The organism is Aminobacter sp. GW821-FHT11F06, from assembly GCF_058808215.1.
Genome location: NZ_JBXARL010000005.1, coordinates 246,904 through 268,932 on the forward strand (window position 1 = coordinate 246,904; position 22,029 = coordinate 268,932).

Annotated in this window: 18 protein-coding genes; 9 read left to right on the forward strand and 9 right to left on the reverse strand. The window is 60.8% G+C overall.

Translation table 11 applies throughout. The features are described from left to right. The first annotated feature begins 333 nt into the window (after nt 1–333). A complete protein-coding gene (locus AC1RTB_RS14740; protein ID WP_492881245.1) occupies nt 334–3,396 on the forward strand; it encodes an AfsR/SARP family transcriptional regulator in 3,063 nt (1,020 codons plus the stop codon). Between the two features lie 15 nt (nt 3,397–3,411). On the opposite strand, the gene AC1RTB_RS14745 is transcribed toward AC1RTB_RS14740, so the two are convergent. Next, on the reverse strand, nt 3,412–4,047 hold the full coding sequence (locus tag AC1RTB_RS14745) for a LysE/ArgO family amino acid transporter (RefSeq protein WP_492881244.1): 636 nt from the start codon (nt 4,045–4,047) through the stop codon (nt 3,412–3,414). Nucleotides 4,048–4,262: 215 nt separating this feature from the next. On the opposite strand from AC1RTB_RS14745, the gene AC1RTB_RS14750 reads away from it, so the two are divergent. After that, nucleotides 4,263–4,661: a hypothetical protein gene (locus AC1RTB_RS14750; protein WP_492881243.1), complete on the forward strand. Its 399-nt coding sequence runs from the start codon at nt 4,263–4,265 to the stop codon at nt 4,659–4,661. Nucleotides 4,662–4,708: 47 nt separating this feature from the next. On the opposite strand, the gene AC1RTB_RS14755 is transcribed toward AC1RTB_RS14750, so the two are convergent. The 8 genes from AC1RTB_RS14755 to AC1RTB_RS14790 all read right to left on the reverse strand — a co-directional run bounded on the left by AC1RTB_RS14755 (nt 4,709) and on the right by AC1RTB_RS14790 (nt 16,310). Then, entirely contained in the window at nt 4,709–4,954 is a 246-nt protein-coding gene (locus AC1RTB_RS14755; RefSeq protein ID WP_492881242.1) for a hypothetical protein, read from the reverse strand. A gap of 9 nt (nt 4,955–4,963) precedes the next feature. Then, nucleotides 4,964–6,100, reverse strand: coding sequence for a helix-turn-helix domain-containing protein (locus AC1RTB_RS14760; RefSeq protein ID WP_492881241.1), 1,137 nt, complete (start codon nt 6,098–6,100; stop codon nt 4,964–4,966). A gap of 446 nt (nt 6,101–6,546) precedes the next feature. Beyond that, entirely contained in the window at nt 6,547–7,050 is a 504-nt protein-coding gene (locus tag AC1RTB_RS14765) for a DUF1269 domain-containing protein (protein WP_492881240.1), read from the reverse strand. A 227-nt stretch (nt 7,051–7,277) separates the two neighbouring features. Continuing rightward, nucleotides 7,278–10,367 (reverse strand): efflux RND transporter permease subunit, encoded by a 3,090-nt coding sequence (locus AC1RTB_RS14770; RefSeq protein ID WP_492881239.1) that lies wholly within the window; start codon nt 10,365–10,367, stop codon nt 7,278–7,280. Next, on the reverse strand, nt 10,364–11,470 hold the full coding sequence (locus AC1RTB_RS14775) for an efflux RND transporter periplasmic adaptor subunit (protein ID WP_492881238.1): 1,107 nt from the start codon (nt 11,468–11,470) through the stop codon (nt 10,364–10,366). The genes AC1RTB_RS14770 and AC1RTB_RS14775 overlap by 4 nt, the downstream gene beginning before the upstream one ends. A gap of 70 nt (nt 11,471–11,540) precedes the next feature. Beyond that, a complete protein-coding gene (locus AC1RTB_RS14780) occupies nt 11,541–13,376 on the reverse strand; it encodes an SLC13 family permease (protein ID WP_492881237.1) in 1,836 nt (611 codons plus the stop codon). Between the two features lie 133 nt (nt 13,377–13,509). Further along, nucleotides 13,510–14,712 carry a M20/M25/M40 family metallo-hydrolase gene (locus AC1RTB_RS14785; RefSeq protein WP_492881236.1) on the reverse strand — a complete coding sequence of 401 codons (1,203 nt, stop codon included), beginning with the start codon at nt 14,710–14,712 and terminating at the stop codon, nt 13,510–13,512. Between the two features lie 50 nt (nt 14,713–14,762). Further along, complete coding sequence (locus AC1RTB_RS14790; RefSeq protein WP_492881235.1) at nt 14,763–16,310, reverse strand: AbgT family transporter; 1,548 nt, start codon at nt 16,308–16,310, stop codon at nt 14,763–14,765. Nucleotides 16,311–16,782: 472 nt separating this feature from the next. Between AC1RTB_RS14790 and AC1RTB_RS14795 the strand changes: the two genes are divergently transcribed. From AC1RTB_RS14795 to mbhE, 7 genes are all read left to right on the forward strand, one after another. After that, nucleotides 16,783–18,510, forward strand: coding sequence for a hypothetical protein (locus AC1RTB_RS14795; protein ID WP_492881234.1), 1,728 nt, complete (start codon nt 16,783–16,785; stop codon nt 18,508–18,510). A 258-nt stretch (nt 18,511–18,768) separates the two neighbouring features. Beyond that, nucleotides 18,769–19,917, forward strand: coding sequence for an alpha/beta hydrolase (locus tag AC1RTB_RS14800; RefSeq protein ID WP_492881233.1), 1,149 nt, complete (start codon nt 18,769–18,771; stop codon nt 19,915–19,917). Nucleotides 19,918–19,942: 25 nt separating this feature from the next. Then, complete coding sequence (locus AC1RTB_RS14805; protein WP_492881232.1) at nt 19,943–20,479, forward strand: Na+/H+ antiporter subunit E; 537 nt, start codon at nt 19,943–19,945, stop codon at nt 20,477–20,479. Continuing rightward, nucleotides 20,472–20,732, forward strand: coding sequence for an MrpF/PhaF family protein (locus AC1RTB_RS14810; protein ID WP_492881231.1), 261 nt, complete (start codon nt 20,472–20,474; stop codon nt 20,730–20,732). The genes AC1RTB_RS14805 and AC1RTB_RS14810 overlap by 8 nt, the downstream gene beginning before the upstream one ends. Nucleotides 20,733–20,737: 5 nt before the next feature. After that, on the forward strand, nt 20,738–20,980 hold the full coding sequence (locus tag AC1RTB_RS14815) for a hydrogenase subunit MbhD domain-containing protein (RefSeq protein ID WP_476788793.1): 243 nt from the start codon (nt 20,738–20,740) through the stop codon (nt 20,978–20,980). A gap of 3 nt (nt 20,981–20,983) precedes the next feature. Further along, entirely contained in the window at nt 20,984–21,325 is a 342-nt protein-coding gene (gene mnhG / locus AC1RTB_RS14820) for a monovalent cation/H(+) antiporter subunit G (protein WP_492881230.1), read from the forward strand. Then, a complete protein-coding gene (gene mbhE, locus AC1RTB_RS14825) occupies nt 21,322–22,017 on the forward strand; it encodes a hydrogen gas-evolving membrane-bound hydrogenase subunit E (RefSeq protein ID WP_492881229.1) in 696 nt (231 codons plus the stop codon). Before mnhG ends, mbhE begins: the two co-directional genes overlap by 4 nt. The last annotated feature ends 12 nt before the right edge of the window (nt 22,018–22,029 follow it).

Here is a 22,029-nt window from a genome sequence, read left to right on the forward strand (position 1 = left end):
TGGTCGTAGCCGGGCCGATCCTTTGCGCTGCGGTGTGAGCCATGCATTCATATTAGCAACTCGCTACATAGCCACTACGATTTGTCTGACGGTTGCGCTACGCTGAGGCCAAGCCAGGCGGCGGGACGGTTGCCTCGACACGATCAGTGCTCGAGGGTTGCTTGAACGGGAGTGCGCATGCCACCCCCAAACACTGTCGAATTTGCGGCGAGGAACAAATCCTCGGGCGCAGGCAGGATCGCCAAGCTAGCGGCGCCACGCAACGCCGAGGTTTTGAGACGAAGCCGCGTTCTCGAAGCGATAGATCGGGCGGCGCGGCCTGGCGTGTGCTGGGTGGCCACACCGGCAGGTTATGGCAAGACGACCGCGATCGTCGACTATCTCGCCAGCATCAAGGCGCCACATGTGTGGTACCGCGTCGATGAAGGCGACCGGGATATCGCGCGCTTCTTCCAGTATCTGACGCAATCGCACGCTGCTGTCGGCGACATGCCGGTGTTCGGCGTGGAGTACGCCGAACAGCCAAGGGAATTTTCCAGGCGTTTCTTCAGAACCTATTTCGCGCGGCTGAAGCCCGGCACCATCCTGGTCCTCGACGATTTGCACGACGCCGACACACCCGACTTTCGGGCGATGCTTTCGATGATGTTCCGGGAACTTCCTGATACGGTCCGATGTGTCTGCGGATCGCGCATACTGCCTCAGGAGGAACTGGGCGACCTCGTTCTCAAGAGCCACATGGCCGTTGTCGACCGGTTTGAGCTCGAATTCTCGACTTCGGAAGCACGCGATCTCGTCCAGCTGCGTTCGAAGAATGCCGCCATCTCAGTCGACATCGAATCCGCGCGCGGCTGGGCGATCGGGCTGGTTCTCCTTGCCGACCGGAATGCCGCCTTGGGACGTGTTGACGCAACCGAGATGGCGGCCGGTGTGCAGAACACGCTGCCGGACGTTATCGAGCGCCATTTCTTCGTTTCTCTTTCTTCCGCCGATCAAGACATGCTGCTGAAACTCAACCTGTTGCCCGAGATCAGCACTGCTTTGGCAAACGAAATGATCGGGTCGAACGAGGCTGGAGAGTTGCTCGATAGGCTCTACAAGCGACAACTGCTCGTCACGCGCACGGAAAGCAGCGGCGATGTCTTTTCCCTGCATCACCTCTTGCGGGATTTTCTCGACCGGCACTTCGGGCAGAGCCTGCCCGAAGATGATCAGCGGTCGCTCAGGCGAAAGGCAGCGCGGATTCTGGTGAATGCCAACCGCTACGATGACGCGATATCGCTTGCCTTGCAGGCTGAGGATTGGGGCGAAGCGAGCGATCTTATCGTGGGCCGCGCAAAGGCAGTGCTGGCCCAAGGACGCCGGGCAACCTTCATCGAATGGTCTGGCCTCTTGCCTGTGGCATTCATGAACGGCTGGCATTTCTACTGGCTCGGCGTGGCCCATATGCCAGATGACGCGGCGGCCGAGCACTGGCTCTCAAAGGCATGGCATGCCTTTGAGGAAGCCGACGATCTGCCCGGCTTGTGCCTGACTGTGTCGAGGGCGGTGCTGGTCAAGACGGACAGTTGGCGGACCTATGAAGGTCTTTCGACATGGACCCGGCGAGCGCTGGAGCTCAACGAGCGAGGGCTTCCGGAACTGGCTGCCGAGGAAGCACTGCTGGTGCGCATCGGCATGCTGCGCGCTTTGAACTTCGCTGACGACTATTATCGCAGCAACGCGGCTGGACAGACGCTGGAAGCCGAACTGCTGGAACGACTTGTCAAAAACCCCGAGCAGGACCCAAGCGGCCTGCGGTTGCTGGCGAGCGAGTCGCTGATCGAACATTCGGTCTCGACGATGCGCGCCGACATTTTCGCAAAAGCCGTCGACAGCGTTGTTGACGACTTGAGCGACAAGGATGTGCTGCCTTGGATCCTCGGCATGTGGCTGGTCGCCTTTGGGGCAAAAAGCGGCCGCTACTTTCCCTACAAAAGGCGGGACTTTCCCTATCCGTCAGCGGAAGCCGCGTTGCGGGCGGCGATCACGATCGGCGAGCGAGAGGCGCTCAAGGGCGTTGAGTTCGGCGGGCTCTATCATCTTCAGATGCAGATGAAGTTCCGCAACGATTTTGCCGAGTTCCACAAGATCGTCGGGCGCCTGACCGAGATCGCCGACAGCCGCTTCACCACGCAGGTCGCTGTCGTCGCCGACTGCCGTGCCGCGCTCTCGGCGAGGCAAGGCGATTTCACGGCGGCCTACAGGGAATGCGACCGCTTCATGGCCGCAATCGAGGCCGCCAACGAGCCGATGGTCGAACGCTGGCCGCACTACATCACCAAGTTCCAGGTGCTGCTGACGGACCGAAAACCGCGCGAAGCAGCAGCCCTTCTCAACGACTTGCTGCCCCGGCTCGACGGCGGTGCCCGCAAGCGGACCGAGATATGCATCCTGGCTGCGGCTGCGCTGGAGAGTTTGTGGGGCGATGACCCGCACTATCCCGAGCGGCTGAAAGCCTTGCTGGAAGAACTTCGCGGCGCGCATTGGCCAATGGTGCTGCTCAATCTTCCGGAGTTGCTCAGCGAACTTCTCGCCGATGCGCTTGAGCATGGCATCGAGCCCGAGTTCTGCCGATCTCTGATCCGCGAACGCCTGCTGGCTGTGCCGCGCCAACGACGGGCGTCCTGGCCATGGCCGCTCAGGGTCCGGGTCCTGGGTGGGTTCCAGCTCGAACTCGATGGCGAGCCGCTCCATCTCGGCAGCAAACATCCGACCAAAGCCCTCGACATCCTGCGCGCCCTTGCGATCTCGCAAGACCACACCTGCGCGCTCGAAAGCCTTCAGGACTGGCTTTGGCCTGACCTTGACGGTGATCAAGCACGGGCAGCATGCGAACAGGCGCTTCACCGGCTGCGCAAGCTGTTGGGAGGGACCGATCTCATCGTCCAGCGCGAAGGCAAGCTTCGCCTTGCGTCAAACAAGGTCTGGGTCGACCTCGCCGACTGGGAAGCACGGCTGAAAGCCGTCGCGACAGCAAGCAGAAAGGCGGATGGATTGCCCCCGGATGCCGAGGCGCTGTTCCAGGCATTCCCCGGTCCCTTGCTCATGCACGAACGATCCCGCTCCTGGTCGCTCGCCGCCGCCGACAGAGTGCGTCGCGATCTGGTCGATCTAGCCTTGCAGATCGGCCGCCAGCTGGACTCCCGTGCGGCCCGCTCCGTTTATCTCCGAGCCTTGGAATTTTATCCGGACGCCGGTCCCATCTGCAAAGCGCTCATCAAGGAGCGGCTTTCACGCGATGATATCGAAGGCGCAATCGACGATCATGCGCGCTACGAGCGAGCTCTACTTTCAGCTGGAGACACAGCATCAGCGGCGGAAATCCGAGCTTTGGTCGCTCCGTATCTGCGTTGAGTTTTCACCATTGCACTAGGCACCTTTCAAGATATTGCCAGCAAGCAACAGGGCCGCCGAGATCAGAACCAAGCCTGCGACCGCATCCATGCGCTTGCGATAGATCGGGCGGTCGAAGCAGCTGGACAGGCTCACCCCCGCCAGGCTCCAGCCATAAAATTTGATGGCTGAAGCCGAGAGAAAACCGATGGCAAAGCCCGTCTGCTCCTCGCTGCCGTAGCTCGACGAAAAGACGCCGACGAGAAACATCGCCTCGAGCCAGACCAGTGGGTTCAGCCAAGTGACGACGAGCATCGAACCGATCGCGCGAAAACGGGAATTGCAGTCCGTTGCAGCAGCCTCGGTCCCGGACGCCCGGCTGATCTTGAGCAGGATACGCACGCCCCACCATGTGAGGAACCCGGCGCAAGCCGCCTGCAGGATTCCGGAAATTGTCGGATAATGCATGAGCAGCGTGCCGAGGCCGCCAATTCCCATGATCACCAAGGCTATTTCCGAGACATAGCCGGTAGAAGCGACCGCAAAGGGATGGTTGCGCGTCATTCCCGCCTGGATGAGCATGAGGTTCTGGGGGCCAAGCGAAAAGATGAGCCCAAGGCCGAAGACGAAGCCGGACGCTGCTGCCGGCGACAATAGCGCATCGACGCTCATCGTCCCGCCTCCTGAAAGGATCGGGCGGCCGGCCCCGGCGCTTTGCCTGAAAACCCATGCCGCCAACCGATGAGAACCGGAACCCTTCGCTTTTGAGCGCATGAGGCGTCGCCTCGCCACCCCGATCCTGCTTGCGTCTGCATCTTGTGCCTCCACCCATTGGCCAGCGAGGCGTGCCCACGACCTTGAGAACGCGGCCCGGCCACAGCCTCACGATGCCGTACAATGTGGCACTGGCGCATACGGATCACGTACGAAGCGACAAGCCGGAAGTGCTGGAGCAATGGCTCTTCAATTTGCCGGCCGCTCCGGACGCTGTGAAAGCGGATTTCGAAGCCGAGACGCCCAACATCTGGCTTCTCGGTACACTATCAGGGCCGAGATCGCAGCGGCCGGACAGGCAGCGCAACTCAGCACCGCACAGAACGCGCCGCTGCTATTTTCGCTATGGCAACTTCTTCTTCGACGATCAGCACTTTCGCGAATGCAAAGGCATTGATGTTGTCGAATTCGGCAGTTTCGCCAAGACCGGTATGCCAGCCGCATCGGCGGCGGCCGGGTTCTCTCCGACCGCGCGCGTGTTGAGTCCGTGGCCCGTCTTGAATATCAGATAGTTAAGGTCTATCGGCAGGATGATGAAGATTAGGTAGACCAGCACGTTCTACGAAAGGAAGGCCGGCCCGATGACCAGTATCTCGCTCAGGTAAGGCACGGCCACCGGCTGGAAGATCGCCTTCGCTGGCATACCGGAAAAAGTCCGGCCGACCGTCGCGGCGACATCCATTCCCATCAGGGTCAGCGCCAGCCCGCACGGTACCTGGTTGGCGCGAAAGAACACTGTTGCCACGGCAAAGACCATGCCGAAGCCCAGCCCCCGGACCGCAAGGGCCGCCGCAAAACCGACCAACGCGTGACGTCAACCTTGGAGCCTGCGCAGGAGCGCGCCCCAGCGCTTGGAAGGCGCGTCAGCCTCGATCTCAGCACATGGCTTGACCCCGCCCTCGCCCAGCCCGCGCGCCCTGACGTCGCTCGGACTATAGCCAAACTTGCGTTTGAAGGCGCGGCTGAAGTCGGCGCCGTCGCTGAAGCCACGCTCTTCGGCGATTTCGAGAATCCTACGGCCGTCGCTGTGATTGGCAAGCGCTGAATGGGCATCGAGCAGGCGCCGGTGTTGGATGTAGCTCATTACGCCGCCGGTGGGCTCGAACAGACGATAAAGCCGCGTGCGCGAGATGCCGAGTGCACGCCGCAGCATTTCGGCGCCAAGCGCGGGATCGTAGAGGTTGGATGAGACGAACCGGCGCGCCCGCTCGAGCAGAACCGTTCCGATCGGGTCTTGCGCGGCGTCAAGATGTTCGGCGGTGGGCGCAACGCAGGCAACGATCATCGCGCGCATGGCAGGGACCAGCCCTGGCAGATCTTCCGCATTGAGCGTTGGCAGGCTGGTCGACAGTCCGACCATGAAATCAGCGAAAAGCCGCCCCATACCGGAGTCGAGCGCGGAGAACTCGGCGGCGTCCAGCGTGCCAACCGCGTCTCGGCAAAAATCGCGCGGCACGATCAGCATGAGCATGTCGCTGTTGCTGACGCTGCCTTCGAAAGGCCGGCCGAGCGGATGCACCTGCACCAGTCCCGAGTCGCAATCGAGGACTCTGGTGGGGCCAACGGTATTAGAGTGGCCGTTGAGCAAAAGGGTCATCATCCAGTGATCGAGCGGATCGCGGCGAACATGTCCAGGTAGACTGGCGAACTTAAGTGCTCCGGTGCGTATCCTGGAAAAAGCCAGGCTACCCAGGTCCCAGATGGTCTGGTCGCCATCGAAGCCGACCTCTTGCCGGTCCGGTGCGGTAAATGTCAGCATCGGCGCAAAATTGTCGCGCCAGCCGGCGAACTGGTCCTTGGTCGGCAGGTCAGAGGTGGAAAAGTCGAGTCCATGCAATGGTATACTGGCCGGCTTGGCCATTTTTGGTTCAGGAGCGGAGGTAGTCGCAATACTCGATGGCGTACTTTCAACGCGTGCATATGTATCCAACGCGCACTCTTCGACCATCATACTTTCCTCCCCAGAAAGCGACGTGACAGCAAAGTCCCCGCCCCAAAGCTGTGTTTCGGATAGTCGATCCGGCTTGCCACCTCCCCGTTGCAGCATCCGCCCAGTCTGAACTGGCCAAGCAAGTCTAGCAGACGACCATAAGGTTTGAAGAGACGTTTTTCAGGATGGTTTATGGCAATCTACCAAATGCAAATTCTAACATTGTAGGTGGCGGCATAATTTTGGCCCGTTGCGCAAATCCTCGGCGCAAGAGCATCGGCTCATATTCGAAGCTGCACATCTGGACCGGCGGGGGGGCGGAGTGACACAGGCGGGACATAAAGCCTGTACCTCTATCGGCAATGCAGCCGATTTCGATCCCCCGTTGCATTCCGGGGTCCACATCGGAGCATTGATCATAGAAGGTAGGCCGAACGGATTCGACCTACCTTCATTTGCTCAAAAACTCAGCTTGCTGGCGTGGCCGAAGCCTTCTGCAAGGCGTCGCGCAGGATCTGCTCCTTGCTTTCGTCGAGCGAGGTCTTGAGAACCACACCGCCAAAACCGGCGATCTCCTTCAACACCTTGTCGGCAGTCATTTCCTGCACCAGCACGAAAAGCGCGCCGTTGCCGGGCTGGAGGCTGCCCGAAAGCTCTTTCATGAAGGCGTCGTTGATGCCAAAATCGCTCAAAGCCCCACCGAGCGCGCCCGAGGCGGCACCTACGGCAACGCCAAGCAGCGGGTTGAGGAAGAGCACCCCAATAAGCAGGCCCCAGAAGCTGCCGGACACAGCACCGGCTGCGGTCGTGTTGAGCAGCTGGTTCAGCTTGATCTTGCCGGCTTCGTTCTTGGTTGCGATGACAGCGTCGCTGATCTTGATAAGGTATTGTTTCTGCAGATCGAGCAGGCGTTCCCGCACCTCTTCCGCCTTGGCTTCGGTGGGATAGACGATGACGATCAGATCAGACATGACGAACTCCAATTTTCAAACGAGTGAACCAACGCCAAGCGTTACGAGCGCCAAATCATATCGCGCGGAACGCATGGAATGGATTAGCCGTGAATCCTGCGGCTATGCATTCCGTTTCATTCTGGGCAGTAATGGCAAACGTCAACGTCTGGCTCTGGACGTTCAAGCGACCGGCGTTCGGCAACCCACCCAGGGCACACCGGGTAGGGTCACCTATCTGACCTTGCTCAGCCTGCCACAATAGCTGCCTCGGCAGGATAAGCTTTGGCCTCGGCGGGGTCCCGCTCCGCTGGAATGCGAAACCATATGATGTACAGCGCCGGCAGGAAGATCAGTGTCAGGGCAGCAGCAACCACTAGACCGCCAATGACCGTGTAGGCAAGCGGCGCCCAAAACGGATCGCGGATGATCGGCAGCATGCCAAGGATTGTCGAGCCGGCTGTGAGGAATACCGGCCGGACACGTTCGGCGGTGACATCGATAACGCTTTGCCAGGACTTTCCCTGAGCTTCTATGCGCTTGTCGATCTGGTCGATAAGCACCACCGAGTTTCGGGTGATCATGCCAATCAGCGCGATCATGCCGAGCACGGCGATGAAGCCGACCGGCGTGTTCGTCACCAGCATGATCAACACCACACCAATCAGTCCCAGCGGTACAACGCTGATGACCAAAAGCAGACGCTGGACGCTCTGTAGCTGGAACATCAGGATGATGACCATGATGATGGCCATCAGCGGGATCATCTCAAGCACCGAACCCATACCGGTCTCGGCACCTTCGACAGAGCCGCCAACATCGATCTTGAAGTTGGGATTGTCCTTGCGCAGTTGTTCGATCTTGGGCTCCGCCGCGCTGACCACGCTCTCCGCCATGACGCCTTCCTTGACGTCGGCCTGAACGGTGATAGTGGTCTCGCGATCGCGCCGCCAGATGATCGGCTGCGTTGTCTGGTATTCGATCGTGGCGATACTGGACAACGGCACAGTCTGGTTCGGTCCGATCGGGATCTGCAGAGAACGCAGCGTCTCGATATTGGTGCGCTCCTCAGCTGCGGCGCGAGCGACGACGTTCACCAGATAGATGGAATCGCGCACCTGCGTGATCGGAAGGCCCGATGCGGTAGCAAACAGCGTCTGGGCTATTGCCGCCGAATTCAACCCGACGAGCCGCGCACGGTCCTGGTCGACATCGATCACGACCTTCCTGATTGGCTCATTCCAGTCGAGATTGGGCGTAATGACCCCGTTAACGTCACCGATGGCGTCAGCGACCTTCCATGCAAGGTCGCGTACGCCAGCAACATCTGGACCGCTGACACGATATTGGATCGGCCAGCCGACCGGCGGCCCCATCTCAAGCGGCGAGACACGGGCAACGATGTTGGGAAACTTTTCGTCGAGTTCCTGCTGTAGTCTTGCCTGCAAGGCATCGCGTGCCGCGACGCTCTTGGCGATCACCACGGCTTGAGCGCGGAACGGCGCCGGCGCCTGGATATCCATCGGCAAATAGAAGCGAATGGCGTCCGATCCGACATAGAAGCTCCAGTCGACGACGTCCTCGTCGAGCTTGAGAATCTCCTCGACACGCTCCACTTCAGCGGCTGTCGCTTGCGTGGAGGCGCTCTGCGGCAAAACCAGCTGAAGCATCAGTTCGGGACGATCGGAGGGCGGGAAGAACTGCCGCTTCATCAAAGAGGCGCCCATCAAGGCCACGACGAACAGCGCAGCCGTACCCAGCACCACGGCGAAACGAAGCCGAACGCAGGCATAAAGGATCTTCTTGAAGCCGCGAACAAGTCCGCTTTCGGTTTTTTTGCCGGTGTTTGAGCCCGACTTCAAGACAGCAAGGCCCACGATCGGTGTCAACAATACGGCGATAAGCCACGACAGGATCAGCGCGAACGTAATCACCAAGAAGAGCGATCGTGCATATTCGCCTGACACGCTGCGGGCAAAGCCGACGGGGATGAAGCCGGCGATGGTGACGAGCGTGCCCGCCAGCATCGGAAAGGCTGTCGAGGTATAGGCAAAGGATGCTGCTTTTACCCGGTCATAGCCCTCCTCGAGCTTGGACATCATCATTTCGACTGCCACCATGGCATCGTCGATCATCAGCGTCAGCGCGATGATCAGCGCCCCCAGCGACACCCGTTGAAGCGCGATGCCTGTGATTTCCATCAACAGGAAGGTCATGCACAGCACCAGCGGGATCGACACCGCAACTGCCAGGCCAGCGCGGAATCCAAGTGCTATGAAGCTGACGCCGAGCACAATGATCACGGCCTGGGTCAACGAAACAGTGAAGCCGCGGATGGCGTTGGTGACAACCTCCGGCTGGCTCGCGACATGAATCATGTTTATGCCGATCGGCAGGTCATGCTCGAACTGGCTCATCACCGTATCGATGTTGCGCCCGAGTTCCAGGATGTCCCCGCCAGACGCCATCGAGACGGCAATTCCGATCGCCGGCTTGCCCTTGACCCGGAACATTGGCTGCGGCGGATCGATGGTGCCGCGAACGACGCTGGCGATGTCACCAAGCCGCACGAAGCCCGACCCCGTAGGTATGTTCAGATTGCGGATGTCATTTTCGCTGCGCAGGTCGCCTGACACTTCTAGGACCGTACGATCGGCCTCGGTGGTCATCGTGCCTGCGGGCAGGACTGCGTTCTGCGCCTGGATAGTGCTGATCACGGTCGCGGCGCTAAGCCCAAGGCTTGCCAGCCGCTGAGCCGAAAACTCGATGTAGATGGTTTCGTCCTGGGTGCCCAGAAGCTGGACCTTGCCGATATTGTCGAGACGCAGCAGCCGGTTGCGGGCCTCGTAGGCCCAGTCCCGAACCTCGCGGTCGCTGAAATCGGCAGAGGTGAAAGCGTAGATGATGCCGAAGGTATCGCCGAATTCGTCGTTGAAGAACGGACCTCGGACGCCTGCAGGAAGGGTCGTCTGCATATCGCCGATCTTCTTGCGTACCTGATACCACAGGTCGGCAACTTCGTCCGGTGGGGTCGAATCCTCCAGGCTGACGTAGATGACCGACTGTCCCGCGCTGGTCAGGCTGCGCAAGGTATCGAGGCGTGGCACCTCCTGAAGCGCCCGCTCCAGCCTGTCGGTAACCTGGTCGGTGGTCTGTTCGATGGTGGCGCCCGGCCAGACTGCATGGACAAGCATCGTCTTGACGGTGAAATCAGGATCTTCGCTGCGGCCAAGGTTCATGTAGGAAATGGCACCAGCGATGGCGCCGAGCAGCATCAGGAAGATGATCAAGCCCTGGCGCTTGATCGCCCATTCCGAAAGGTTGAATCCGCCGTTCATTGCGCGGCTCCGGCAAGCAGGCGGACGGGCATGGCCGGACGCAACTGTTGTACGCCCGCGACAACGACGTTGTCGCCATCCTTCAATCCGCTCGAGACGAGGAAATCCTGGGTTTCGAAACGCGCCACATCGATCGGCACAAGCTTGGTGGTGCTGTCAGCCGGATTGACGATCCATACCGCAGGCCGATTATCCTGGTTGAACAGTGCTGTCATCGGCAGGCGGGCGACAGGATCGCCCGCGAGTTGGATCGTGCCGCGTACCGCACTGCCGAACCGGAAATCACCGGGAACGGTGTCTAGGGCGACGCGGACGGTGAAGTTGCGGGTGACCGGATTGGCGGTCGGCGAAATTTCACGAACGGTGCCTGTCGCCTTGCTGTTTGTATTGCTCAACAAACGTGCCTCGACCTTCACATCGCGGCTGGCGCCCTGGATGCCTGCTTCTGGGACCTGGAAGACTGCATCCTTCTCCGCCAGCTGGGCGACGCGCACGACCATCTGTCCGCCACCGACAACCTGGCCGACATCGCCACTAACAGCGGTCACCACACCGGCGGCATTCGACTTCAGCACGCGGTTGTCGAGATTGTTCTGGGCGACGCGCACGCCCGCCTGGGCCGCGTCTACTCCTGCGCGCGCAGCATTCGCCTGCGCGATGGCAGCATCGAGCGCAGCCCGACTGATGGTGCCTGGATAAAGCTGCTGTTGACGGCTGCGTGTCATGTCGGCGTTGTCGAAATTCGACTGGGCCGCAAACAGATTGGCCTCCGCCTTGCGCACGGCATCCTGAGAGTCTTCGATATCCAGGCGCGCCAGCACGGTGCCGACTTCAACCATATCGCCCACCTCAACGTCGCGTTCCCTGATTTCGCCGCCCTGGCGGAAACCGAAGCTGGTTTCGATCCGCGGCTGTATCTCGCCGACGAGCGTACCGAACGTGTCTTCAGGACTGAACGACACGGCCATCGTCTTCACCGGGCGCGGCGGCAGCACCACCGTCTCCTCTTCCCTCTGGCACCCGACAAGAAGAAATGAAGCGACTGTAACGGCGGCCGCGCCAAGCATGGCGTTATGTCTTGATGCCGGGTGACGCAGTGTCATGGAGGAAGCCCCCTTATTGAGATGATTGCGTGAATTCAGGTGTCGGCTGCGCATGGTCCGTCAGTCCTTGTCAGAAGCGCCAGATCAGCGGCACGATGAAAACCGATACGACGAAAAACCAGATCAGAAGCGGCAGACCGAGCTTCCAATAGTCGCTGAAGGCATAGCCGCCCGGCCCCATCACCATCAGGTTCGTGGGCGTTGCGATCGGAGTCAGGAATGCGGCAGCGGCCGCAACCGCCGTGCTCATGAGCACGGGACGCGGCGAGATGCCCATCGCTGTCGCTGCCGCCACCCCAATCGGGATGACGATGAGTGCGGTGGCGGTGTTGCTGATGAGCTGTCCCATGACGGCAGTCAGCAAGAACAGCCCGGCCAGCAGCGCGAGTGGACCGGCATCGCCAACAAGATTGACCAGATGCTCGGCCATCAGTTTCGCCGCGCCAGTCTCCACCATTGCGGTGGAGAGCGGCATCATCGCGCCAACCAGGATGACCGTGGTCCAGCTGATGGCGCGGTAGGATTGCTCGACGTTCATGATGCCTGTCAGGATGATCGCGCCTGCGGCCAGCAGACCAGCGACCGCGGGCGGGACAATGCCCGTGGCGAGCAGTATGACCATGGCAAACAGGATGACGATGGCCTGACGCGCGCCCGGCCCCATCGGCACTGCCTGGCGGCGTACGAGCTCTGGCGAGCTCACGACCAGAACGTCCGGATCGTCGAGATGGAGATCGAGCGCCTTCCATGTGCCCTGCAGCAGCATAGTGTCACCGGCTTGCAGCACAATGCCGCCTGAATCCTTGGTGGCGCTATCGGCGGCGATTTCGGCACCACCACGCTGCACAGCCAGGATGATCAGGTCGCCGCTGTCGGTGACCATGCCCGGAAAGACCTTGTGGCCGACGAGGCCCGAACGCGGCGGGATCACCACCTCGGCAAGGCCGGAGTGACGGTTGAACAATGTCTCCTCGCCCTGCCCGGGCTTGGCTTCCTCGCGAAACGCGAGATGCATCGTAGCGGCGAATGACGCGGCAGATTCAGCATCACCACGCAGCAGCAGATGATCGCCTTCCGCCACAGCCGGCCTGCGGATGGGACTAGCGGTTTCGCCGTCCTGAATGGCAACAAGTTGCAGCCCCGGATAATCGGTGAGATTGATCGAAGACGAAGCCGCGCCGACATAGGGCGAACTTGCCCGAACCCGCATTTGATAGACGCCGCTGGCAAGGCCGTATTGCTCGACCAGCGTCTTGGCATGGCGGCTGAAATCGGCGGGCATCGTGGCGCCATTGCGCTCGGGCAAAAGCCGTTGACCAAACAGCACGATGATCGCCATCGTACCCAGCAGCAGCGGTATGCCAACAAGGGCAAACTCAAAGAAGCTGAAGGTGCCAACGCCTGCGTCACCTGCGGCTTCCGACACAAGCACGTTTACCGGCGTGCCGGTTAGCGCCAGCATCGAGCCGGCATGCGCGGAAAAGACCAAAGGCATGAGCAGCTGGGACGAGTTGCGCTTGAGCCTGACCGCGATAACGACCACCACTGGCAGCAATGCTGCGACCGCGCCGTTGACGCTGATCAAGGCCGTGAGCAGCGAAACAAGCAGCATCGTCAAAAGCAGGAGCCGCGTGCGGCTTTCCTCGCCGGCGCCGCGGATCAGAAGCTGGCCGGCCCAGGCGGTTACACCTGTTACTTCGAGCCCCGAACTGACGATGAACAGCGAGGCGATGAAGATGACGGCCGGATCGCCGAGGCCGCCGAGTGACTGGCCAAGGGTCAGGACACCGGTCGCCCACAGCGACAAGGCGGTGCCCATGGCTACCAGCACCACCGGAATTTTGTTCCAGACAAACAGCACGACGGCAACGGCGATGATGGTGGCAGTGTATGCGATGGGACTCAATCGCTCAGCTCCTCATTGGGCCATGACAAGGCCGCCGAACCTTCAGGTGCAGACCGCCGCTGGCGCTTGCCACCATTTTGGGCAAGGTGTGTCGGCGGTGGGATTTCGAGGGACCATGTACGGCCCTCAGCTGCTAGTCTTCCAGGGTCGCCATCAGCACGCCGATGCGGCAGCCCTTCTCGAACTCGAGAAGGTTCACATATTCCTTGATGGTGTGGATCTCAGCCTGACCGGCACCAATGGTGATGGTTGGGATGCCGTGCTTGTCGAGCCAATTGGCATCTAGCCCACCATTGGAAAACAGGTAGTTCGGCTCGATACTCAGCATCTTGAGCGCCTTGGTGGCGCGTTTGACGACAGGCGTGTCTTCCTCGAGCTTGAAAGGCGGGTACGATTTCACATGGCTGAATTTCACCTCAGCGGTGTCGCCCTCATGGTCGACCACCGCGGCCTTGGCCTTGGCGAAGGCGTCGCGATAGCCTTCTGCGATCTTGGCCGCGAAAGCGGACTCGGGACTGCGCGCCTCGCCCTTGATGTAGGCATAGTCGGTGACCACGTTGGTGGCATCGCCGGCCGGCTTGCCATCCTTGCCGCCGAAGATGCCGACATTGCTCGTGCCGTGACCGTCGGGCTTGACCACCTTGCCGAACCAGCCCGCGCTGCGCGCCTCGGCAAGCGCCATGGCGCCGACCATCGTCGCCGAGATGCCCCTTTCGGGCGCCACGCCGGCGTGCGACGCGCGTCCCTTGATCTCGACTTCCCAGTTCTCCTGCCCGACCGCACCGATGATCAGGTCCGATGCCGATTGGCCGTCGACATTGATGCACATGACAGCTCCGCCAAGATCGGCAGGGTTGAGTTCGCGCGCGCCATGCAGGCCGCTTTCCTCGCGGACAGTGAAGAGCAAGGTGATCGGCGGGTGCGGCAGCTTGTGCTTGATCAGCGTCTCCGCCAACACGACCAACAATGCCACGCCGGTGCGGGCGTCACCACCCAATGCTGTGGTGCCGTCCGATACAACCCGGTCGCCTTCCCGCCTGGGCTTGGCGCCGGCGCAGAGCGGTACCGTATCGAGATGTGTCGAAAACAGGAGGCGCGGACCGGGTCGTGTGCCCGGCAGGTCGACGATGAGATTGCCAGTCTCGGTGGGCAGCGGGATGCGCTTGTTGGCATCGTCGAAACGGATGGCCGAAGCCGGCACGCCGACTTTTTGCAGCGCATCCGAGACGGCAGCGGCAATGTTGGCCTCGTGACCGGTTACGCCTTCGACCGACAGGAACCGCATCAGATGTTCTTCGGCGGCGGCGACGTCGAGATGTTGAGAGATGTTGCTCATGGTTTCATCCGATCGTTTTGAGTGTTGCTTGATTTCGGACTGGATCGAGGTCACAGGCCCCAGGGCAGACCGAGCATCTGCCAAACCGCAAAGAGCGCGGTCCACAGCACGAACATCCACACGACATAAGGCAGCATCAGCGACACAAGCGTGCCAACGCCTGCTGACTTGTCGTATTTCTGGGCGAAGCCGACAACGAGCGCGAAATAGGCATTCAGCGGGGTGATGGCGTTCATCGGCGAGTCGCCGACGCGGTAGGCCGCAAGCACCGCTTCCGGCTCGACACCGAGCTTCATCAGCAGCGGCACGAAGACCGGCGCGAAGATCGCCCACTTAGCGATTGCCCCAGTCAGCAACAGGTCGATGATGGCAACGACAAGGATGAAGCCGAGCAGCAGGGGAAGCGGCCCGATATTGGCCGACTGAAGGACGCCCGACAGGCTGAGCGCCATGACAGTGCCGATGTTGGTGTAGGTGAAATAGGCAACGAACTGGCTAAGCACGAAGAACAGGAAGATCGTGCCGCCCATGTTCTTGATCGACTTCTCGATCGCCCCGATCACCTCCGTCAGGGTTCGCAAGGTGCCTGCACCGATGCCGTAGGCCCAGCCGGTGACCAGGAACAACAGCATGATGAGCGCGATCAGGCCATTCATGAACGGCGAGTTGCCGATGAGTTCGCCGGTTGTCGCATTGCGCAGCGGTGCACCCGAAGGCAGCGTCAAAAGCAGGAAAACCACAGCCAGGCCGATCAGCCCGAACATTGCGAAACGCAGCCCGCGCGATTCCTGGGCGGTGAGTGGGCCACCCACATCTGGGCCGCCTTCGTTTGATTTCTCCGGCTTGTAAGCTCCAAGGCGCGGTTCGATCATGCGGTCGGTGATGAACGCGATGATCACGGTCAAAAACAGTACCGACGCGATTGAGAACCAGACGTTCGAGGCAAGGCCAATCGTCCTGCTGGGGTCGACGAGAGCGGCGGCGTCATTGGTGAACTCGACCAGCACGGCATCGAGCGGCTTGATCAGCATGTTGACGGTAAACGCACCCGCCACTGCGGCAAAGCCGAGAGCCAGGCCGGCAAGGGGATGCCGTCCGACTGCCATATAGGCAACACCGGCAAGCGGGATCAGCACCAGATAACCGGCATCCGCTGCAATGGAGGCGAGGATGCCGACGAAGGACAGGATGTAGGTCAAAGCCCAGCGCGGCGACACCAGCACGAGCTTGCGGATAAGCGCAGTGACCAGCCCCGACTCCTCAGCCACTCCAGCGCCGATCATGGCGGCGATCATGAGGCCTACTGCGGTGAAGCTCATGAAGTTGGGCACGAGCGATTCATACATGAAGCGGATGCCATCCACGTTCAGCAGACTGCGTATCGCCGTGCTCGCCTGCTCGATCTCGAGCGTTTCGGGATTGATGCGTTCGTAAGTGACGGCCGTTCCAAACAGCCCCATCACGGCCGACAATGCAATGACGATACCAATCAGGATGAGAAAGATGACGACGGGATGGGGAACCATGTTTCCGACGCGCTCGATGCCATCCAGGAGCCTTTGCATGGTGGTCTTTGGTGCGGCATTCGCGGTGGACATGACTTGCTCCCCTTGAGTCAAAGCTTCGCGCGCTAGCGCCGCAAAAAGCCTAGGTGGACTGATAAATATCTTGGACCAAGTCCAGCGCGGACAACTGCCCAAAGCATCGTACGCTCATCGAAATCAGCGATGGTTACAACGCTGCCTTCAATGTTTTTAGCGCGCTCATGCGCCGACGGGATTAGCTTACAATTCCAAAACTGTGCATTGCGTCTTATTCTGGCGCCAAGTGCGCAAGCAGGCTTTGCAATTGGCGCGTGGGGTGCAAAGTAACGCGACAGCGGCGGCAGGCAGCATCGCTTTATGGCGACTCGATTGCCGTTTCCGTTCACGCCGCGATGACTGCCAAGGCGAAAGGAACGACACTATATGCGATCTCGTTTTGATCGCCTTGTCCCGCAGACAGAGGTCTAATCACTGTGGGAACGTGTGCGCGGCGGAGACAAACCAGGGCCACACGAATGGAGCGCACATGAACCAGCGCCCTCCAGAAGCCGGACCTGCGATTGCCGTTTTACCCAGCCTCGATGATTTCCAACCGCTCAATGCAGCCGAGAGCAAGATCGTCGCGAACCTGACGTCGGGAGATTTCGACAGGCTCGGCGACGGCTCGCGTCCAGATTGGGACGACCCGGCACGAATCGTGCGCGCGGAGCTATTGCGTTTTCTTATCCTCGGCAGCGACGACGGTTTCCATACGCATGAAAAAGGATTGAGCGTCAGCGGCGCTCGGGTGACTGGCATACTCGATCTCGAAGGTTGCCGTGTCCCGCGCGATATTCGTCTCAAGGACTGCCTTTTCGACGCTTCCCCGGTGCTGCGCTCTGCTATCATCGACAACCTGTTTCTCGACGGTTCGGCGGTGCCAGGCCTGCAGGCCGACCGGCTTGAAGCCCGTGGCGGCCTCTCCATCCGTGGAGCGAGTGTGGCTGGGGAGATCCGACTTTCCGGAGCTCGACTGGGCGGCAGCATCGAGGCGGATGGCGCAACCATCTCCGCACCTGACGGAGTCGCAATCAACGCTGAGGGGCTGGAGGCCAGAGGCGGCATCCTGCTGCGTGGCGCCGATGTGCGCGGCGGCATCAATATCTCGTCGGTACGCCTCGGTGCTGACGTCAACGCGGTTGGCGCCCATATCAAGCGGCCCGGTGGGGTGGCGCTGGATGGCGATGGCATCGCCGCGCGTGGCGACCTAGCCTTGCGCGGTGCTGTCATCGAGGGCGAGATCCGCATGCGCGGGGCCTACTTCGGCGGTGATGTCGATCTCACATCGGCCACGCTATGCGAACCAGGCGGCTATTCACTGCGGCTCAATCGCGCCAGGGTCAGTGGCGCTTTCTTCCTTCGGCACGGCGCGTCGGTTCAAGGGACGCTCGATCTGACAGCCACCGAAATCGGCGCGATCGACGACGAACAGGCCTCCTGGCCGAAAAGGGGCGACCTGCTGCTCAATCGTTGTCAGTACGGGGCGTTCATCGGCGGTCCGGTCGATGCTGCAAGCCGGCTTGATTGGCTGGCTCGCCAGGTGCCCGAGCGTTGGGAAGAGGATTTTTGGCCGCAGCCTTATGAGCAGCTTTCGACGGTGCTTCGCGAGATGGGGCACGACGAGGATGCTCGCGCTGTTCTCATCGCCAAGGAACGGCTGCAGCGGCGGGCAAGACGGGCGCGCGCAAAGAGCCCTGTACTGCGGTCCGCACTGGCGTTGAACGACGGCATGCTGGCAGTGACCGTCCGCTATGGTCGCCAGCCACTGCTCGCCTTGCTTTGGCTCATCCTGTTCTGGGGCATCGGGGTGGCCGTCTTCGGTTTTGCCGAACGGAGCGGCGCATTGAAGCCCAACAGCCCGGTCGTCCTACGCTCGCTTGAATGGACGATGTGCGCGCTCGAACAAACCGAAAGCCGCTACATGCCGTCGACCGGCCAGGTCATGCTTGGGCGTGCTGTGGCCGGGCAGAACCAGCTCTCCTGTTTTCTAAGCCAGCCTGAAGCCTCGAGCTATCCCGAATTCAATCCATGGATGTACTCTCTGGATGCGCTTTTGCCAGTCCTGGAAATTGGCCAGAAGGAATATTGGCGACCCGATCCGTCGAAGCCCAACGGGGGCCTGACCTTGAATTACTACTATTTCCAGTCGGTTGTCGGGTGGGCCTTGAGCCTTCTTGCGGTTGCCGGGTTCTCGGGGCTCGTCAAATCAAAATAGGCCACGCAATCATCGACGATGAGAGGACCATCGAATCGAAACAGGCAAGCCGCAACTTGAAGTCGCCTTTTTACAGGCAATCCAGCCCGACTGCCAAGGCCGGGCAATTGGCGAGGAATCCCACAACTTTGCGCCAAGTCCCGTTCTCTTGAGCAAGCAGCACAGTCACCGCGAATTCGGACCACGCAAGAGTGTTCGCCGGTTGCCGCACCGCCATTTTACTGCTTCTCATCTACTGTGAATTTGCAAGGTCGAGGCATGTTGGCAAAGCGCCTGTTTCAGCTCCTGTTGCTCGTGACGCTACTTGCCGGCTGCGGCGGGCCACGCGCGGTCTTGGGTCTCGACGCCACAGCAGACAGAACGACTTCAGCTGCGGTCGTGCCGGTCTATGTCGCAACAACGCGGGCACGCTCGGACAATCTTTCCATGCCCTTTTCGGCTGAGAGATCGCAAACGCTGAATTTCGCCGAGTTCGACATCGGTATCCCTAAAAACCATGTACCGGGCGATGTCGAGAAATCAGGCCGCAAACCTGATCCAGCACGCCATTTTACGGCGCTGACCTACCAGCCGATCGCAAACCGCCAGAAGTTTGTCGATCAACTCGACGCAGCCCTCATGCGGCGGGCGCCGGAAGATCGCGAGATCTTCATCTTCGTGCACGGCTACAACAACAACTTCGCCGACAGCATCTTCCGTGCCGCCCAGATCGCGCACGACTACAATGTCCGAGCGATTACGCTGCACTACGCCTGGCCTTCGGCTGGCTCGCTGCCGCTTTATGTCTACGATCGCGACAGTACCGTTGTCGGACGCGGCGGGCTTGCCGAGACGATCGAGATCGCCGCTCGGACCAAGGCCCGGAGGATCACCCTGGTCGGCCATTCGATGGGGGCTTATGTGGTGATGGAGGCTCTGCGCGAACTGGCGCAGACAGGCCGTGGCCGATATCTCAAGCGGCTGAGCGGCGTCGTGCTCGCTGCCCCCGACATCGACATCGACGCTTTCCAAAGCCAAGTCCGAGACATAGGCGAGCTTCCTCATCCATTTGTTATAGTCGTTTCGCGCCGCGACAGGGCCTTGAGCATCTCCAGGCGCATTGCTGGCGGACACCCGCGCGTCGGCAGCGGCTCGGATATTGCCTTGCTGCAGGAAAAGGACATCGTTGTTCTCGACGCCTCGGACCTGGACGGCGGCAACCACAGCGTATTCGCAAGCTCGCCGACATTGATAAGCCTTGTCGGCGACGCCGGCCTAATGCGCCACCTGATCGAGGGCGATCAAGCCAGCGCTACCGACACCATCCTTGCCGATGGCGGTTCGGCGATCGAAGGTGCGGCAGCCTTGGTCATCTACCTGCCGTCGCGCATCCTCGGCGGCGTGGCGATCGCGAGCCTTATCCGATGACTCCGTCTCATCTCAGGAGCGGCGCATGACAACGCCAATGGACGACAAGCCCACGCCGAGTGGCCCTTTTGGACTTCCCAAAGGCTTTCTTGGATTGTGGCTGTTCCTGTTTGTCCTGTGGCTGATCGTCAATTCGTCCACCGCATTGCCGATAGCCGCAACGGGCGCGGTCATTTCACTCGTCATCGCCTGGATCTTCGCGCGCCGCAGCAACGTCTGGCACACCGACCTGTCGCTGGGCGGTGCATGGCACTTCCTTGCCTATACCGCGACCTTCTTCATCGAGCTGGTGAAGGCGAATATCAACATGCTGCGCTATGTCTACGCACCCAGGATCGACATCCATCCCGGCATCGTCAAGGTTCATATGCGGCTGAAGTCGCCCATCGGGCGGCTGGCTCTGGCCAATTCGATCGCACTGACGCCGGGCTCGCTTGTCATGGATGTGAGGCACGATGCCATGTTCATACACTGGCTCGACGTCAAGACGACGGATCCGGACCAGGCGACCGAGATGATCGTTGGCCCGTTCGAAAAGCATCTGGAGGTGGTCTTTGGCTGAGACGATCCTGCAGATCGCCGGCGTGCTGATTTTCCTCGGCATCGCGTTCGGCGTGGTGCGCCTGATCATCGGCCGGACCACGACCGATCGCGTCGTCGCCATCGACATGCTGACTGTCGTGTCGATTTCGCTGATCGCGCTTTATGCCCATATCTCCGGGCGCTTCGTCTATCTCGACGTCGCACTCGTCTACGGCCTGCTGAGCTTCCTCGCCGTGCTTGCCATTGCTCGCTTTCTCGAAAAGGGGCCGTGATCCCCATGCTTGAGCTGCTCGTCATTTTGGTCTGCGGCAGCATCCTGGTGAGCGGGGTTCTTGCCGTGTGCCTCGACAACCTCATGGCGGCGATGGTCAGCGCGGGACTGGCGAGCCTGTTTGCCGCGGTCTCCTACGTCCTGCTCGCCGCACCCGATGTCGCCATGGCCGAAGCCGCCATTGGTTCGGGCCTTGCGACTCTGATCTTCCTTTATGCGATCCGCCGGACCGGTGGGGGGAAAGGATGACGCATGTCTGAGCTGATCGGCAGCATCGTCGTTCTCGCAGGCGCATTCTTCCTGTTCTCGGCTGGCCTTGGCCTGCTGCGCATGCCTGACACCTTCACCCGCATCCAGGCTGGCACCAAGGCCTCGACCCTGGGCAACATCCTGGTCCTGGCAGGCCTCGGCATCTACCATCCCGACTGGGCCCTGAAGCTGTTGATCATCGCTTACTTCGTGCTGATGACCAATCCGCTGTCGTCGCACGCCCTGTCTCGCGCGGCGCACGCGATCCACACGCCGATGGCACCGTCAACCATGGCCGATGCCTTGCGCGACGAGGACGACGCCAAGGAGGGCAAGCCGCAATGAAGCGAGTATTCACGCTGCTTGCCGTGCTGATGTTCGGCATCATCTTTGCCCGCATGGTGGGCGGCTACAGCGAACGGCAGAGCGTTTCGGCACTCGCCGAACACTACTTAGCGGTCGTTCCGCAGGAACTCGGCGCGCCGAATGTCGTCACCGGCATTCTCATCACTTTCCGCGGCTTCGATACGCTTGGCGAGGTCGCCGTGCTGTTCATGGTCGCCGCCAGTGTCGGCATTCTTCTCGCCGGCAAGCCTGGCACCCAGCAAGAAGAGCCCGAACCGGAACCGGAGCCTCGCCGCGCCAGTGAACTGGTCGAAAATGGAGCCGAGGTCATCTTGCCGCTGATCTTCCTGTTCGGGGCCTATGTCATCATGAACGGGCATCTTTCGGCCGGCGGCGGCTTTCAGGGCGGCGCGGTCGTCGCTTCTGCGGTCATGCTGCTGTTGCTCGCCAAACCGTCATCGCGACTGAGCCACAGCTTATTGAGCATCACGGAATCGCTGGCCGGCGTGCTCTATGTCTCGATCGGAATACTCGGACTGATCTTCGCCGCAGGTTTCCTCGACAGCCACATCCTGCCCAAAGGCGAATTCGGTACGCTGTTCAGCGCCGGCGCGATTCCGCTGATATCTACTTTGCTCGGCATCAAGGTCGGCGCTGAACTCAGCGTCATCATCGACCGTTTCCGCAGCTAGCCGTGAGGATCG

Excerpts from the sequence above, each read along its gene's own strand:
- AC1RTB_RS14745 (WP_492881244.1), bottom strand. The coding sequence starts at position 4,047 with ATGAGCGTCGATGCGCTATTGTCGCCGGCAGCAGCGTCCGGCTTCGTC.
- AC1RTB_RS14750 (WP_492881243.1), top strand. The coding sequence starts at position 4,263 with ATGCCGTACAATGTGGCACTGGCGCATACGGATCACGTACGAAGCGAC.
- AC1RTB_RS14760 (WP_492881241.1), bottom strand. The coding sequence starts at position 6,100 with ATGATGGTCGAAGAGTGCGCGTTGGATACATATGCACGCGTTGAAAGT.
- AC1RTB_RS14765 (WP_492881240.1), bottom strand. The coding sequence starts at position 7,050 with ATGTCTGATCTGATCGTCATCGTCTATCCCACCGAAGCCAAGGCGGAA.
- AC1RTB_RS14770 (WP_492881239.1), bottom strand. The coding sequence starts at position 10,367 with ATGAACGGCGGATTCAACCTTTCGGAATGGGCGATCAAGCGCCAGGGC.
- AC1RTB_RS14775 (WP_492881238.1), bottom strand. The coding sequence starts at position 11,470 with ATGACACTGCGTCACCCGGCATCAAGACATAACGCCATGCTTGGCGCG.
- AC1RTB_RS14785 (WP_492881236.1), bottom strand. The coding sequence starts at position 14,712 with ATGAGCAACATCTCTCAACATCTCGACGTCGCCGCCGCCGAAGAACAT.
- AC1RTB_RS14790 (WP_492881235.1), bottom strand. The coding sequence starts at position 16,310 with ATGTCCACCGCGAATGCCGCACCAAAGACCACCATGCAAAGGCTCCTG.
- AC1RTB_RS14795 (WP_492881234.1), top strand. The coding sequence starts at position 16,783 with ATGAACCAGCGCCCTCCAGAAGCCGGACCTGCGATTGCCGTTTTACCC.
- AC1RTB_RS14800 (WP_492881233.1), top strand. The coding sequence starts at position 18,769 with ATGTTGGCAAAGCGCCTGTTTCAGCTCCTGTTGCTCGTGACGCTACTT.
- AC1RTB_RS14805 (WP_492881232.1), top strand. The coding sequence starts at position 19,943 with ATGACAACGCCAATGGACGACAAGCCCACGCCGAGTGGCCCTTTTGGA.
- AC1RTB_RS14815 (WP_476788793.1), top strand. The coding sequence starts at position 20,738 with ATGCTTGAGCTGCTCGTCATTTTGGTCTGCGGCAGCATCCTGGTGAGC.
- mnhG (WP_492881230.1), top strand. The coding sequence starts at position 20,984 with ATGTCTGAGCTGATCGGCAGCATCGTCGTTCTCGCAGGCGCATTCTTC.
- mbhE (WP_492881229.1), top strand. The coding sequence starts at position 21,322 with ATGAAGCGAGTATTCACGCTGCTTGCCGTGCTGATGTTCGGCATCATC.